Origin of the sequence: Bradyrhizobium sp. KBS0727, from assembly GCF_005937885.2 — a bacterium.
Lineage (GTDB): Bacteria > Pseudomonadota > Alphaproteobacteria > Rhizobiales > Xanthobacteraceae > Bradyrhizobium.
On sequence record NZ_CP042176.1, the window covers coordinates 6,655,885 to 6,670,326 of the forward strand.

Genomic DNA, 14,442 nt, shown 5'->3' on the forward strand with positions numbered 1-14,442 from the left:
GTTCAGACCATGCCGCCATTGGCGCGCAGGGTCTGGCCGTTGATCCAGCCGCCGTCGGGACCGGCGAGGAAGGAAACACTGGCGGCGATGTCTTCCGGCGTGCCGAGCCGCTCCAGCGGATTCATCCTGGACATGCGGTCGATCAGCTCGGGCGATTTGCCGTTGAGAAACAGGTCGGTCGCGACCGGGCCCGGCGCGATGGCGTTGACGGTAATCGAACGGCCGCGCATCTCCTTCGACAGGATCGCGCTCATGGATTCGATCGCGGCCTTGGTGGCCGCATAGACGCCATAGGTCTCGAGCTTGACCCCAACGACGCTGGTCGAGAAGTTGATGATCCGGCCGCCGTCGCGCAACCGCTTGGCGGCCTCGCGCATCGCGTTGAAACTGCCCTTGAGGTTGATCGCAATCTGCTGGTCGAACAGCGCGTCGTCGCTGTCGGCGATCTTGGCAAGCTTCATGATGCCGGCATTGTTGACCAGCACATCGACGCCGCCGAAGGCCGCCTCCGCCGCATCGAACATGCCGCGCACGGCGGCGGGATCGCTGACATCGGCCCTGGCGGTCAGTGCCCGGCCGCCCTTGGCTTCGATCCGGCGGGCCACCGACTCGGCCGACTTGACGTCGCCGGAGTAGTTGATGACGGCGGTGAAGCCGTCGGCCGCCAGCCGCTCGGCCACCGCGGCGCCGATGCCCCGCGAGGCACCCGTTACGATTGCTATCTTGTTGGATTGGTTCGACATTTTTGTTCTCCTCATGTTTGGCGGCTTGGCCGCATCTGATGGGAGAAATCTAGGTACTTTCAGTTTCCGGATAATCAGGCATTATCTGACATCATAATCCGGACAAAACAAACAATCCGATGGACCGATTCGACGCGATGCGGGTGTTCACGCGGGTGGTGGAGCGGCGCAGTTTTTCCGCTGCCGCCGACGATCTCGGCCTGCCGCGCTCTACGGTCACCGACGCCGTGAAGACGCTGGAAGCCCGCCTCGGCGTGCGGCTGTTGGAGCGGACCACGCGACAGGTCAGTCCTACACTGGACGGCGAGGCTCATTACCAACGGTGTCTTTCGCTGATCGCCGATCTCGAAGATGCCGAGGGCGCGTTCGGCGGCGCCCGGCCGAAGGGGCTGTTGCGGCTGGAGGTGCAGGGCACGCTGGCGCGTCACTTCCTGCTGCCGAACCTGCCGGGCTTCTTCGCGCAATATCCCGACATCGAAGTCAACATGAGCGAGAGCGACCGCTGGGTCGATCTGATCCGCGAAGGCGTCGACTGCGTACTGCGCTTCGGCCAGTTGCCTGACAGCGACATGATCGCGCGGCAGGTGGTGGTGCTGGAGCGGTTGACCTGCGCCACGCCCGACTATTTCGCTCGCTACGGCACGCCGACCAATTGGGACGCGCTCGACGGCCACCGCATGATCGGAATCCGCTCGCTGACGACCGGGCGGGTGCGGCCGATGGAATTCATGGTGGAAGGCACAAGGCGCGAGGTTCCGTTACCAACGATCATGTCGGTCACGGGGCCGGAGAGCTACCTAGCCACCGCGCGGCTCGGTCTCGGCCTGGTCCAGGTGCCGCACTTTCACGCCGAAGCGGATCTCGCCGACGGCACGCTGGTTCAGGTGCTGGCGGACTGGCCGCCGCCGACCGTGCCGGTTTCGCTGCTCTATCCCCGCAACCGCCAGCTCTCGCCGCGCGTCCGCGTCTTCATCGACTATGTGATGCGCGCGTTCGGGCGGCTGTGACCGCGGAACCAAGCTCCCCTCCCGGCGTTGTCTGCGTAACGGAGGGATTACCGATGCAGACGTTTTTCGGAATGATTCTGGGCGCCCTGCTGCTGGTCTGCGGCGTCTATGTCTATGATTCCATGCAGACGTCGAGCGTGGCGAATGGCCAGGTCGCGCAGACCAACCGCACCATCGTCAACTGGGACGTGGCCGCCAACGACTGGGCGGCGCTGAAGACGCGCGCGCATAACGACTGGATCAAGATTTCGTCGAAGTAATCGCGGCACGATTTGCCGCAAGCATAAGGGCGCCCCTGTCGCAGACGGGAGCGCCCTTTTCGTTTGAGGAGTGATTCTTTTTTGACGCGTTTTCTTCACGCGAACCGGCGTCCACTTCGCTTGAAAACGCTATGACCGCTAGCCCTTGCCCGCCTTGGCCTTGCGGGCGTCGGCGATGACCATCTCGAATTCCGCCATGGTCAGCACGCCGGGCACGCGGAATTTTCCGACGATGAAGGACGGCGTGCCCTTGAACCCGAACGCCAGCGCCTGATCGTTGTTGCGGGCGAGGATGGCGTCGATCGCCTTCGCATTGGTCGCAAGGTCGCGCTTGAGGCGATCGATGTCGATGCCGGCGCCGGACAACAGTTCGCCGATCCGCGGTTCGGTCAGTTTCGAACTGACGCCGATCATGGCCTCATGCGCCGCCATGAACTTGTCCTGGTATTTTGCGGCCAGCGCCATCCGCGAAGCGACCTTGGAGACCGGTCCCAGGATCGGCCAGTCCTTCAGCACCAGACGGACCTTGCCGTCGTCCTGGATCACCTGCCGGAGCTCCGGATCAATCTTGCGGCAGTACGGGCAATTATAGTCGAACCATTCGACGATCGTAACGTCGCCGTCGACGTTGCCCGCCGCCGGAATTTCCGGGTCGCGCAGCACTAGCGCTTCCGTCAGGACCGTCTCGTCACCTTGGGCGAACGCCGGACGGGACAGCGCGGCCGCACCCAGCAGCGCCGCACTCACGCCAAGCAGACCGAGCGCTTCGCGGCGGCTGCGTTCCGGATGGTTCCGGGCTGGATTATTGGTTCGGTTCATTTTTCGGGGTCTCGCGAGGGCTGTTCTGCCCCTTTATACGGTCACAACGCGGTTATGTTACGCACCAGCATATAGAGCGCCACCGCAATAATGACCACCGCGAACACAATGTTGAGCGCCCCGCGCTTTTCCGCGAGGTGCCGCGCCGAGCGCGTACCGGCCAGGCCGCCCAGGATGCCGCCCGCCACGAACAATCCCGCCAGCATCCATGACACCAGCCCGGACCAGGCATAGCTCGCGGCCGTGGTCAGGCCGAACGCGGTGACGGCGACCAGCGAGGAACTGACCGCATTCATGATCGGCATGCCGGTCGCCAGCATCAAAGCCGGCACGATCAGGAAGCCGCCGCCGATGCCGAAGAATCCGGACAGCGTACCGGTCGCAAGGCCAAGGCCGACGATGGCCGGCATGTTGGACATCGAGATCTTGACGTCGGGCAGCCCGATCCGCGAACGCGTCTTCAGCATCAGCATGGCGATCACCAGCATGATCAGCGCGAACAGCGCCAGCAGCTTCTGGCCCTCGACCATCTTGCCGAGGATCGAACCGCCGAAGGCGCCGACGATGCCGGCCGCGGCGAATACCAGCGCGCAGGACCAGATCACAGTGCCGCCGCGCGCATGGTTGGAGAGGTTGATCGCGGCGTTGGCGGCAACCGCGATCGCGCTGGTGCCGATCGCGACATGGGGTTCGGGCACGCCGACCACATAGACCATCAGCGGCACGGCCAGAATCGAGCCGCCGCCGCCGACCAGGCCGAGCGAGAACCCGACCAGCATGCCCGATGCCAGTCCCAGCAGGCTTTGCGTTGTGGAGATTATCAAGACGAGAGACTCACGTTTGGGGCGCGACCATAGAAGGATTTTCTGCCTGTCGCCATGGCCGCAGCACAAAGCTGCACTGCAACAGCGCTCAGCGCATCAGCAGCGTCACCGCCAGCGGCACCAGCAGTGACGTCACCAGTGCATTCAGGCTCATGGCGATGCCGGCGAACACGCCGGCCACCGCATCGACCTGGAACGCCCGCGCGGTGCCGATGCCATGGGCGGCGAGGCCGACGGCGAAGCCGCGGGCCCGGAAATCGGTGATGCCGGTCCGGTTCATCAGCGGCGTCACGATGATCGCGCCCATGATGCCGGTCAGCACCACCGAGACCGCGGTCAGCGACGGATCCGCATGCAGGGATTCGCTGATGCCCATCGCGACTCCCGCGGTGACGGATTTGGGCGCCAGCGACAGGATGATGCCGCGCGGCAGGCCGGCGGCTTTCGCCAACACCACCACCGAGACGATCGCGGTGACCGAGCCGATCAGTAGCGCCACCAGCATCGGCAGGATCGCTGCTGCTACGACTTTACGATTTTCATAGAGCGGCACCGCCAGCGCCACGGTGGCCGGCCCGAGCAGGAAGTGCACGAACTGCGCACCGCCGAAATACGTCGTGTAGGAGGTGCCGGTGACGAGCAGGAAGGCGCCGATGATCCACATCGAATGCAGCACCGGATTGGCGAGCGGATGGCGGTGGGTTTTCAGCGAGACCGCATCGGCCACCGCATAGGTCAGCAGCGTCACCGTCAGCCAGAGCAGCGGCGACTGCGACAGGTAGACCCACAGCGAGAACGGATTTTCGCTCATGGTGTTTCCTCTCCGCGCGTCATCAGGCGGCTGGCGACCAGGAAGGTTGCGACCGTCACCAGCAAGGTCACCACGACCGAGACCGCCAGGATGGCGAGGATCGCAATGCCGTGTTCGGCGAGCAGATCGAGCTTCTGCACCACGCCGACGCCGGCCGGGATGAACAGCAGCGACAGATGCGCCAGCAGCCCGCGGCTGGCACCCTCGACGCCGTCGCCCTGCAGCGGTCCGCGCGCGAGCATTGCGAAGCGATCCCGCGCCAGCAACAACAGCAGCAGGATGATCAGCCCGACCACCGGGCCCGGCATCGGCAGGCCGAGCCCGCGGACGATGACCTCACCGGTCAATTGACAGAGCAGGATCAGGCTGAGGCTGGCAATCATGCGACCGTCCGCGTTGGGGCAACAGCCGCATCAGGTCGCCACAGCGGACGCTTGTCAACGTCAGGCTGGTACGTGCGCCCTCTCCGCCACCGGCGCCGCCTCGCGGCGCGGCAGCGCCATCATCGTGGCGGTCATGGTCGCGATCAGGGTTTCGACGCCGTCCTGCTCGGCGTAGGCGCGGCCTTCGCATACGGTCAGCGTGCGGCCGGGCTTGACGACGGTGGCACGGAAGGCGAAGCGCTCGCCTCGCGCCGGTGCCAGCAGGTTGGTCTTGAACTCCACGGTCAGGATGTCGGAGCCATCGGGCATCAGCGTGAAGGCGGCGATGCCGCAGGCGCCGTCGAGCCCCGCGGTGATGATTCCGCCATGCACGAAGCCGTTCTGCTGGGTGAAATCGACCGAGTATTCCATCGCCAGATCAATCTCGCCCGGCTCCAGTCGCGCGATCGAGATGCCGAGCGTGCGCATCGCGCGCTGCCGCGCGAACGTATCGGTCGCGACGGCGCGGAAGTCCGGATTTTTCGGCTGGAATTGCGGCATCTCACGCCATCGATTGTGATACGGTAGCGTATCAAGGCCGTTGCGGGTTAGCAATACGGTACCGTATCAAGAATCGGTGAGGGCGAACCATGACCGGCAGCAGGGCCGATACGCGGACGGAGACGCGGACAGTGACTTGGATCGAGGCCGGTTTTGCGGAAATTGCCCGCTCCGGCGTCGAGGGCGTGCGGGTCGAGGTGCTGGCGAAAAACCTCGGCGTCACCAAAGGCGGCTTCTATCGCCGCTTCCGCGACCGCGCGGCGCTGCTCGAGGCCATGCTGCAGAACTGGCGCGAGGGGCGCATTGCCGCGATCGAAAAGCAGACCAGCCTCGACGGCACAAACGCGCGCGAACGGCTGAAGGCGCTGATCGCGCTCTATTCGGAGCGCATGAATACCGAAGGCATGGGAATCGAGCTGGCGATCCGGCAATGGGCGCGGTCCGATGAGTTGGCGGCCGCAGCGGTCGCCGGCGTCGACGCCGCGCGCCTGAAGAATGTCGGGCAGCTCTATCGCGCCACCGGGCTGCCCGGCGAAGAGGCCGACGCGCAGGCGTTCCTGTTCTACTGCTTCATCTTCGGCCAGAGCCTGCTGTTTCTCGAGCGGGGCCCGCGCAAGCGCGCGCAGCTGGTGGCGAAGTCCGCCGAGAAGCTGATCGAAGACGACTAGCAGGCGCGGCCGAAAGCTCGATCCGGCCGCGCCTGAATGGGTTAGCGTGCGGCTTAGCCGGCGCCCTTCAGCTTCTTGTTGCACTCGCTGTAATAGCCGCCGCCCTTCTCGATCCACTTCATGCCGCCATTGCCGCCGGTGGTCTTGTTGGCGTTGTACTGGTCGACGCAGGTGTGCATGCGGCCCTTGCCGGCGGTTTCCTTGGCGTATTTCGGATCCACTGCATTCGGAAACACCGCGGGTCCGGACGGCGCAGCCGGTGCCGCCGCAGGTGCGGCTTCCTTCTTGGCTTCCTTCGGCGCGGGGGCAGGCGCCGGAGCGGCGGCGGGCGCAGCCGCCGGGGTCGCGGTGGCATCCGCACCGCAATTGGCTTTGCGGAAGTCGTTCCACTTCTGGCCGGCGAGGGTGCCGGCGGATTTGGCCGCCTGGTATTTCGCGCTGCATTCCTGCGTGGTCAGGGCTTGCACCGGTGATGTCGCCGCAAATGCAACAAAACCCGACACCGCAATCGCACACAATATCTTGGCTTGAATGGTCATCCTTGGTCTCCTTGGGACAGTCATCTGCAGCTCCCATCCTAGCGCACCCGGAACTTGCGACAACGCGCGGGACGATCCCGCGCTCAAAATATTGTGGCGACGAAAACCCCGAATGACCCGATCCATTCATTTGCGGTTCAGCATTGCGGCGCGACGGTTGCGCCCTCCTTTCCAACCGAGGTACCTCCATGACCAAGATTTCTGCTTTTGCCACCGCAACCGCCGTCGCTTCGTTGCTGCTGATGGGCGCCGCCTCGGCGCAGACCGCCGCCCCCGCCAAGACCGAGGCGCCCAAGGCCGCGCCGGCGGAAAAGAAGGCGGAGAAGCCCCGCACCGCGGCCTCCCTCGAATGCTCGAAGGAAGCCGACGCCAAGGGCTTGCACGGCAAGGAACGCAAGAAATTCCGTTCCGAATGCAAGGCCGGCGCCGACAAGGGTGACAAGCCTGCTGCGAAGTAACTGAGCTCACCCTCCCCTCCAGGGAAGGGTGAATCATCGGGACGCGGTGCGCATTGCTGCACCGCGTTCGCGCATTTGTCCCGCCACGGCGGATTTGCCATAAGGTGGCGTGAACCTGATCCCCGCATTGAAGGCAGTCGCCCTTCCCGACCGCGCCAAATTCTTGTCGACCCTCGAGACGCTTTCGATCGGCGCCGCGGGCGGTCTGCTGTTTTTGTGGGCAGGCCTGCCGGGCGGGCTGATTTCCGGCGCGATGACCGCGGTCGGCATCGCCGCACTTGCCGGACGGCCGCTCGCCGTGCCGCCGCTCCTGACCCAGACCGTACTGGTGCTGCTCGGAATATCGCTGGGCTCGCTGGTGTCGCGGCAGCTGATCCAGCATGTCGGCTCCTATCCGCTGACCATTGGCCTCTTGGCGCTCGCGACCTTCTGCTCGACCTTCGGCTCCAGCCTTTACCTGCAGCGCGTCCATGGCTGGGATTCGACCTCGGCCTTGCTGGCCGGCAGCCCGGGTGCGCTGTCGCAAATCACCATCCTCGCCGTCGAGAAGGGCGCGGACGTCGCCGGAATAGCCGTGGTGCAGACCATGCGCGTGATCATCCTCACGGCGGCGCTGCCGATGCTGGTGGCGCTGAGCGGGATTTCGCCGCAGGCCTCGCCGAGCTTCGGCACGGCCGTCGCCTCGCCGCTCGAACTCGCCGCCCTGATCGCGGCTTCGGTCGCGGTCGCGCTGCTGCTGCGGCTGGCGAAATTTCCGGCGAGCTGGATGTTCGGTGCGATGATCGCCTCCAGCGTGCTGCACGGCACCGGCATGATCGAAGGCGGCCTGCCGAACTGGATCCGCGGCGTGGCGCTGGTCGGCATCGGCGCCCTGATCGGCTCGCGCTTCGCACGGATGCGAACCGCGACCCTGCTCAAGCATATCAACGCGGGGCTGGGCTCGTTTGCGGTAGCGATCGTGATCTCGGCGATCTTCGTCGCCGTCATCGTGCTGACCACGCATGTCCGTTTCGCCGACGTCGTGGTGGCGTTCGCGCCGGGCGCGATGGACGCCATGCTGGCGCTGGCGCTAACCCTGCACATCGATCCGATCTTCGTCGGCGCCCATCACCTCTCCCGCTTCGTGTTCGTCTCAATCACCACCCCCGGCATCGTCCATCTGTTCGGACGGCCGCAGGAAGATGTCGACGATTAGGGGGCTCTCGCCAGAGCACTTGTAGCCCGGATGAGCAAAGCGATATCCGGGGCGGTGTGAGAGTGATCCCGGATGTCGCTGCGCTCATCCGGGCTACCAGGCTCATTACGCATACAGTTTCGCGATCTCGCGGCGCGATGCGCCCGGAGTTTTGCAAGAAAACCTTGGCCCTCGAAACAGAGGGCGCAGGGAAGACCGGGTGCGCGCCGCACCCGCGGTCTCGCGTGCAATAGATGCAACAAGATACGCACACGAGCATACAGGTTTGGCGGAAACACACCGGCCTTCCCTGCGCAATGGCTTTACGGCTTATACGAGTACGCCCTGGTGACCGGCTTTCTTGCCACCATCATCATTGGAAGCTTTCGCCTCCGCCAACTTGACGCCAGCACCGGGGCGTCGGACCCACACGACTTCGCCGTACGCTAGTGGCCGCGCTCGTCAGTCGCAGCCTTCGCGTCCATCGCATCCCACCGCACGGTCGTGACGATCGCGATCGCCCCTCTTGTCGCGGTAGACGGGCGAAGTTGAACGCCTGATTTGCCCGACGGCGCCAGCGGAATATTTTTGTGCGAAGGGCTGGACCAACATCTGGGGGTGATTTGCCCGTCGGGTAGTCTGCAGGATGGGTTGAGCTCTTGCGAAACCATCAGGCGTCTAGCGTCGCCGGGTCGAAACCAAACCCCAGGCCGCGATCGCGGCCATCGCCAGCGAGATCAGCACGTTGTAGCCGGCGAGCGAGAGGCCGAGAAAGCGCCACTGCACCTCGTCGCAACGGATCACCTTCACGGTGTCGAGACGATCGAGCAGACTGCCGGCGCTGCCGAAATTGCCGACCGGGCCAGTGCAATCGGTCGGGCCCTGCCAGAATTTCCATTCGACGCCGGCGTGGTAGGTGCCGAGCCAGGCATTGGCGAGGGCTGCGAGCAGCAGGATCGCAAGTCCCGCCAGCAGTACCGGGCGCGGCGCATCTCGGACCGCTGCGAGGGCAACCAGGAATCCGACCGGGAATGCCAGGTAATAGGCGTAGCGCTGTTCGAGGCAGAGCGGACAGGGCCGGATATCCAGCACCAGCTGGAAGAACCAGGCGCCGGCGAGCGTCGCGGCCGCAATGACCGCGATCGCCAGCGCTGCCCTCAGCGCGGGGCTAGCGGGCGCATGCGTCGGATTGGCGGCGGCATCTGATGTCAAGGGCAATCTCCTGCATGACGGTCCTATCGCGCGAGGCCGGCACTGTCGAGGCAAGCAACAATCACATCCGCGCGGGTTGACCGGCGGGAGCGGCCCGCTATATTCCGCCCGCTTCGCGACACCGGCCCCTAAGGCTTGTGCCCGGAGGCCCCTGTGGCGGAACTGGTAGACGCGCTCGACTCAAAATCGAGTTCCGCAAGGAGTGCTGGTTCGATTCCGGCCAGGGGCACCAGACTGAAAACACCAATAAAAACAACAGCTTAAGCCATTGGCTCGATTCCATTTTTTTGGGAAAATTTTCGAGCCTCGTTGAAAATACTGATAAAAAATTAGCTCCAGCTGTTCAATTTGTTGGTATTTTTATTGGCATCGGGAAATTAAACGATCGCGGCGAATTTCGCTATTCCGAACGACGCAATCGAGCAGATGGCCCGCAAGAACGATGGCGCGGGCGCCGACCCCAAGCTGATCAGGACCGACGTCGACTGCCGCGCCGCGCGTCCGAAATTCAACGAGGGCGCGTGGAGCTCCGCCAAGATTTCCGACGTGACCGGCGGCGGTCTCTATCTCTTCGCCACGCCGGACGAGGGCAGGCCCGGCGACGCTGCCTCCAAGGCTCTGGCGGATGCCGCACTGTCGAGCAACACGCTCGACAATCGCTTGCGGCTGCTTGGCATTGATACCAAGACTGATCATTGCGCCCACTGATTCCGGACCACCTTCTCGACCCTGTCTCGCCACGAAGAGATCAAGGACGCTAAGGCAAGGGATGGCGATGTCGTCGAGCTCCAGCTAGCGCATCTCGATAATTCGACTGTAGAAGGGCCCTTATGCGCGCCTTGACCGAAACTGTAGCTCTGTTTCATTCGAGCGAGTAAGCAGCCTGGAGAAAATCGTGGCCGATTGTTTGGCAACTGATGTCGGTCAGAAGCTCCCTATTCTGAGAACGGCTATCGTTTCCCCAAGCGGTTGGATTGGTGCCTGCAGTGCAGGTCGGTCTAGTCCAGGCGGAAGTTCGGACTAGGTCCAGTGCGCGGGAGCTAGCGAGATCTGACATCCACACCTCAATGACCGCTTCGCGCCAAAAGCGGCCGTTCCATAACCGCTCATTACGCGAATTCCAGATGTAGACGCCGGATAGAGAAGTCACCATTGGCCCAGATTGAGATGTCACTCTCCACGGTTTCCGTTGGGGAGTATTTGGCCGATGACGGTGATTGCGATGAGCCGGACGGAGATCGACCGGATGAGCGTGTTGCAGGATCTGGCTGCAAGCAGGATCAAGGTTGCGGACGCCGCGACGCTGATGGGTGTTGGCCGGCGTCAGGTGTTCCGGCTTGGCAAGGCCTTTGCGCGGCACGGTCCGGAGGCCCTGGTGTCGCGCCGGCGAGGCCGGCCGAGCAACCGCAGCTATCCGAGCGGCTGGCGCGCCAAAGTGCTTGGCATCATCCGGGAGCGTTACCCGGACTTCGGTCCGACGCTGGCGGCCGAGAAGCTGGCGGAGCTGCACGGCATTCACCTTGGGCGCGAGACGCTGCGGCAATGGATGATCGCGGCGGGCCTGTGGAAGGACCGCCGAGCGCGATTGAAGGCTGTTCACCAGCCGCGGTACCGGCGGGATTGTTGTGGCGAGCTGATCCAGATTGACGGGTCGGAGCACTGGTGGTTCGAGGGCCGCGGACCGCAATGCACCCTGCTCGTCTACATTGACGACGCCACCAGCCGACTGATGCATCTGCAGTTTGTCGAGAGCGAGAACACCTTCGACTATTTTGCGGCGACCCGAGCCTATCTAGAACGTTACGGCAAGCCGGTGGCGTTCTATTCGGACAAGCACGGCGTGTTCCGGGTCAACAAGAAGGATGCGGTCCGCGGCGATGGCATGACCCAGTTCGGACGGGCTTTGCATGCGCTCAATATCGACATCATCTGCGCCAACTCCTCGCAGGCCAAGGGCCGTGTCGAACGGGCCAATGGCACGCTGCAGGACCGGTTGGTCAAGGAGATGCGATTAAGCGGCATCGATACGATTGAGGCCGGCAACGCATTCCTGCCGGCGTTCATGGAGAAGTACAATGCGCGCTTTGGCAAAGCGCCGTTAGAGGATCGCGACCTGCATCGGCCGCTCGCCAGTCATGAAGATATCGATGATGCTTTCGCCTGGAAGGAAGAGCGCTCGGTCTCGGTGAACCTGACGCTGCAGTATGACCAGGTGCTCTTCATTCTCGAGCCAACCAAGATCGCACGGTCGCTGGCGCGCAAGCGGGTCACCGTGATTGACTACCCTGATGGGCGGCTGGCGATCCGCTACAACGGCGTCGATCTACCCTACCGCACTTTCGACAAGCGCCCGCAGGTCAACCAGGCCGCCCTCGTCGAGAACAAACGACTAGGGCCGATCCTGGCCTATATCGCCGAGCAGCAGAAGGAACTCGACATGTCCCGTTCCGCCAAGGCGCCGCGGCGACGAGGTCAAAAGAACCACATGTTCAAGGTCGGATAGATAGCGCCCGGGCGGCGCGCTACGCTATCTGAAGGCTTCACGCGCGCCCTCTCGAGCCAACAAAACTCAACCCCAACCAAAGGAAAGGCGGCTAACCTACCCCCACCCGAGTGACATTTCTAACTGGCTCAAATCGTGACTTCCCTAATTGGCGGCGACAGATGGCCGGCCGTAGTTCGCAGACTGACTTGCTTTGAATTTTCAATGGATTGCGCGAATTGGTAGCTGTCCTAGTTCTTTGCAAACCGGCTTAGGGTAAGCACGGGTCGAACCCATGGAATTCCCGCTGAGCCGGGCTTCGGAGATGCTCTTTGACGAGCAGCTCTGGGAAATTTTCGTCTCCTACTTTGAAACGCCGGAAATTGCCTTGGAGCGCATCGGCTAGACTGGCTATTTGGTGGCGATCGGCCCCATTAGACTAGGCAGCGGCGCTTGCTCGCGGTCTTTTCCGAGATCGTTTTGGCGGAGGGAGAGGAACTGGGTTCGAACCTTCTCCGCGTAGACCAAATGCGGGCGAAAGAAGCGCAGCGTAGCGCGGGTAAGCGCCCGGCCAAGGTCTAGCTAATCGCGATCGAGGCCCTCTCAACTCCCCGCCAACATCCTATTCCGCCTCGACCCTAACATTCGCCAACGGGTTCGCGGTGGCGACTACTACGGCCCAGACTGCCCTGTCTGCCTTCCACCGGCTTTGCGGTCGAGGGCGCCATTGCGCTGAGCGTGAACGTGACCCTGGCACAGTGCACCTCGGGCGGCACCTTGCGGCCGTGGGCTTGGTTCTGCCTGGCCCCCCATTCATTGCCGATCTCGGGATTTTCTCGTCTCCCATTCGACGGCAAGGGCAAAAGCGCCGCGGCGAAGGCCACATCGATCGACGCCTTCTATTACCAAACAGGTTTCGCGTCGTCACAAACGCATCATCTTCCGTATTCAATTTTGTCTTATTTCATTTTCGTTCATTCAACATCCGGCCGACACAAGCGCGTCATCCGCATCGTGGTAGCCAATTCGTCGCGGCGCTCCAGCTCCGTCAGAACTCCCGCCCAATGCGACAATACAAATATAAACAGATGATAAGGAGATTTTCGTGGCTTTCAAAACACTGAATTTTGCCGCCGGCCTGTTGGCGACGGCACTTGCAGGCAGCGCGATGGCGGCCGAAGGACCCGTTCCGAACGGCGTGCCCCATCTCGATCATGTGTTTCTGATCATGATGGAAAATCATGGCTACAGCCAGATCCTGAATAACCCGAACGCGCCCTTCATCAATGAACTCTCACGCAAGGCCCGTTTGGCCACCAATTTTTTTGCAGTCGGGCATCCGAGCCTGACCAACTACCTCGAAGTCGTCGGCGGCTCCAACTTCGGCGTGCTCAGCGACAACAACCCGAACTGGCACAGCACGTCCTGCACCCCGAATCTGGCGTCAGGCACCGCGGCAACCGATACGCCGGCAACCGCGGCGGTCTGCCCGATCGCAGGCGTCGGAACCGACGCCCCGACGGTGGCTGTCGATACCACGAACGAAACCGCGGGCCCGCCCGGCGAAAACAACATCGACGGAATCCGCTCGTTCCCGGCAGCGCCCGGCACGGTCGGAAAGACGATCGGCGACCAACTCGTTGCGAAGGGCAAGAGCTGGAAGACCTATCAGGAAAGCCTGCCGCTCGGCGGCGCGGACCAGGTCAATTACAGCGACGGGGTCTTCACCGACAGCACCGATTTCAGCAAGATTCTTCCGGCTCTCACCCCGCCGCTGACCCAGGGCGGCGTCGTGAAGCTTTACGCGGCGAAGCACAATCCGTTCGTCTATTTCAAAAGCGTTCAGGACGGCACCGATCCGCGCAACAGCCTCAAGAATACCGTTGGATTCGACGGTCCGCGCGGACTTTACGCCGATCTCGCGACCGGCAAGGTTCCGTCTTTTTCGCTGATCGCGCCGAACCAATGCAACGACATGCACGGCCGGGGCAATGCGGGCCCGTTCTGCAATTATGACCCGACCAGCGACGGCACCCAGGCCGGACTCAACCCCGCTCTGATCTATCTGGGCGACGACGCGGTGAAGCGGATCGTTCAGTCGATCAAGGCGTCGCCGGCGTGGCACGATGGCGAGAATGCCATTGTCGTCATGTGGGACGAGAACGACTACAGCATCGCGCCGAATATCAACAAGGTAATGGTCATCGTCGACACCAACGGTGACGGCGATCACGACGACCGTCACATCCAGAGCCCGACCTTTTACACGCACTTCTCGATGCTGAAGTCGCTGGAGGCGAGCTTCGGTCTTCCTTGCCTCAACCACGCTTGCGACGACACCACCGCCATCATGGCAGACATGTTCCGTCGCTGATCACCCGCTGACGGCAATCGTAAGAACGGCTCGCCTCACTTTCGTGCGGCGAGCCGTTTTTTGTGCCCGGGCCACAAAGCAAATGCGGACAGGCCGCGATTGCCTCGCTTGAGCCGCGCGAGCTTTCATCGACGCAGACGCCGCGCGA

General features: G+C 63.1%; 16 protein-coding genes and 1 tRNA gene. 9 read left to right on the forward strand and 8 right to left on the reverse strand.

Annotation, left to right across the window (positions count from 1 at the left end; translation table 11 throughout):
• Positions 1 to 2: 2 nt before the first annotated feature.
• Positions 3 to 743, reverse strand: coding sequence for an SDR family oxidoreductase (locus FFI89_RS31180; protein ID WP_138831315.1), 741 nt, complete (start codon positions 741 to 743; stop codon positions 3 to 5).
• Positions 744 to 862: 119 nt separating this feature from the next.
• Here FFI89_RS31180 and FFI89_RS31185 point away from each other — a divergent pair, with 119 nt between their 5' ends.
• The gene (locus FFI89_RS31185) at positions 863 to 1,750 is read left to right on the forward strand and encodes a LysR family transcriptional regulator (protein WP_138831316.1); all 888 of its coding nucleotides are present in this window, start codon (positions 863 to 865) and stop codon (positions 1,748 to 1,750) included.
• 53 nt (positions 1,751 to 1,803) lie between these two features.
• On the forward strand, positions 1,804 to 2,010 hold the full coding sequence (locus FFI89_RS31190) for a hypothetical protein (protein ID WP_138831317.1): 207 nt from the start codon (positions 1,804 to 1,806) through the stop codon (positions 2,008 to 2,010).
• A 138-nt stretch (positions 2,011 to 2,148) separates the two neighbouring features.
• Here the strand turns inward: FFI89_RS31190 and FFI89_RS31195 are convergent, their stop codons facing one another.
• The 5 genes from FFI89_RS31195 to FFI89_RS31215 form a co-directional block, all read right to left on the reverse strand.
• Positions 2,149 to 2,829, reverse strand: coding sequence for a DsbA family protein (locus FFI89_RS31195; protein ID WP_138831318.1), 681 nt, complete (start codon positions 2,827 to 2,829; stop codon positions 2,149 to 2,151).
• 41 nt (positions 2,830 to 2,870) lie between these two features.
• Positions 2,871 to 3,650: a sulfite exporter TauE/SafE family protein gene (locus FFI89_RS31200; RefSeq protein WP_138835862.1), complete on the reverse strand. Its 780-nt coding sequence runs from the start codon at positions 3,648 to 3,650 to the stop codon at positions 2,871 to 2,873.
• A gap of 91 nt (positions 3,651 to 3,741) precedes the next feature.
• Entirely contained in the window at positions 3,742 to 4,464 is a 723-nt protein-coding gene (locus FFI89_RS31205; RefSeq protein ID WP_138831319.1) for an LrgB family protein, read from the reverse strand.
• Positions 4,461 to 4,847: a CidA/LrgA family protein gene (locus tag FFI89_RS31210; protein WP_138831320.1), complete on the reverse strand. Its 387-nt coding sequence runs from the start codon at positions 4,845 to 4,847 to the stop codon at positions 4,461 to 4,463. The genes FFI89_RS31205 and FFI89_RS31210 overlap by 4 nt, the downstream gene beginning before the upstream one ends.
• Positions 4,848 to 4,907: 60 nt before the next feature.
• On the reverse strand, positions 4,908 to 5,387 hold the full coding sequence (locus FFI89_RS31215) for a PaaI family thioesterase (RefSeq protein WP_138831321.1): 480 nt from the start codon (positions 5,385 to 5,387) through the stop codon (positions 4,908 to 4,910).
• A gap of 89 nt (positions 5,388 to 5,476) precedes the next feature.
• Between FFI89_RS31215 and FFI89_RS31220 the strand changes: the two genes are divergently transcribed.
• Positions 5,477 to 6,055 carry a TetR/AcrR family transcriptional regulator gene (locus tag FFI89_RS31220; RefSeq protein WP_138831322.1) on the forward strand — a complete coding sequence of 193 codons (579 nt, stop codon included), beginning with the start codon at positions 5,477 to 5,479 and terminating at the stop codon, positions 6,053 to 6,055.
• Between the two features lie 53 nt (positions 6,056 to 6,108).
• Here the strand turns inward: FFI89_RS31220 and FFI89_RS31225 are convergent, their stop codons facing one another.
• The gene (locus tag FFI89_RS31225) at positions 6,109 to 6,594 is read right to left on the reverse strand and encodes a hypothetical protein (RefSeq protein WP_138831323.1); all 486 of its coding nucleotides are present in this window, start codon (positions 6,592 to 6,594) and stop codon (positions 6,109 to 6,111) included.
• A 188-nt stretch (positions 6,595 to 6,782) separates the two neighbouring features.
• On the opposite strand from FFI89_RS31225, the gene FFI89_RS31230 reads away from it, so the two are divergent.
• Together FFI89_RS31230 and FFI89_RS31235 are read left to right on the forward strand one after the other, a co-directional pair.
• Complete coding sequence (locus FFI89_RS31230) at positions 6,783 to 7,052, forward strand: PsiF family protein (RefSeq protein WP_138831324.1); 270 nt, start codon at positions 6,783 to 6,785, stop codon at positions 7,050 to 7,052.
• Positions 7,053 to 7,161: 109 nt separating this feature from the next.
• Positions 7,162 to 8,247 (forward strand): AbrB family transcriptional regulator, encoded by a 1,086-nt coding sequence (locus FFI89_RS31235; RefSeq protein WP_138831325.1) that lies wholly within the window; start codon positions 7,162 to 7,164, stop codon positions 8,245 to 8,247.
• Positions 8,248 to 8,904: 657 nt separating this feature from the next.
• Here FFI89_RS31235 and FFI89_RS31245 read toward each other — a convergent pair.
• Positions 8,905 to 9,438, reverse strand: coding sequence for a disulfide bond formation protein B (locus FFI89_RS31245; protein ID WP_138831326.1), 534 nt, complete (start codon positions 9,436 to 9,438; stop codon positions 8,905 to 8,907).
• Positions 9,439 to 9,585: 147 nt separating this feature from the next.
• Here FFI89_RS31245 and FFI89_RS31250 point away from each other — a divergent pair.
• The 4 genes from FFI89_RS31250 (at position 9,586) to FFI89_RS31265 (ending at position 14,294) form a co-directional block, all read left to right on the forward strand.
• Positions 9,586 to 9,670 (forward strand) — tRNA-Leu (locus FFI89_RS31250).
• A 194-nt stretch (positions 9,671 to 9,864) separates the two neighbouring features.
• Complete coding sequence (locus FFI89_RS31255) at positions 9,865 to 10,146, forward strand: hypothetical protein (protein WP_246669303.1); 282 nt, start codon at positions 9,865 to 9,867, stop codon at positions 10,144 to 10,146.
• 499 nt (positions 10,147 to 10,645) lie between these two features.
• Positions 10,646 to 11,941 carry an ISNCY family transposase gene (locus FFI89_RS31260; protein ID WP_138831327.1) on the forward strand — a complete coding sequence of 432 codons (1,296 nt, stop codon included), beginning with the start codon at positions 10,646 to 10,648 and terminating at the stop codon, positions 11,939 to 11,941.
• Positions 11,942 to 13,025: 1,084 nt separating this feature from the next.
• Positions 13,026 to 14,294 (forward strand): alkaline phosphatase family protein, encoded by a 1,269-nt coding sequence (locus tag FFI89_RS31265; RefSeq protein WP_246669304.1) that lies wholly within the window; start codon positions 13,026 to 13,028, stop codon positions 14,292 to 14,294.
• Positions 14,295 to 14,442 lie beyond the last annotated feature (148 nt).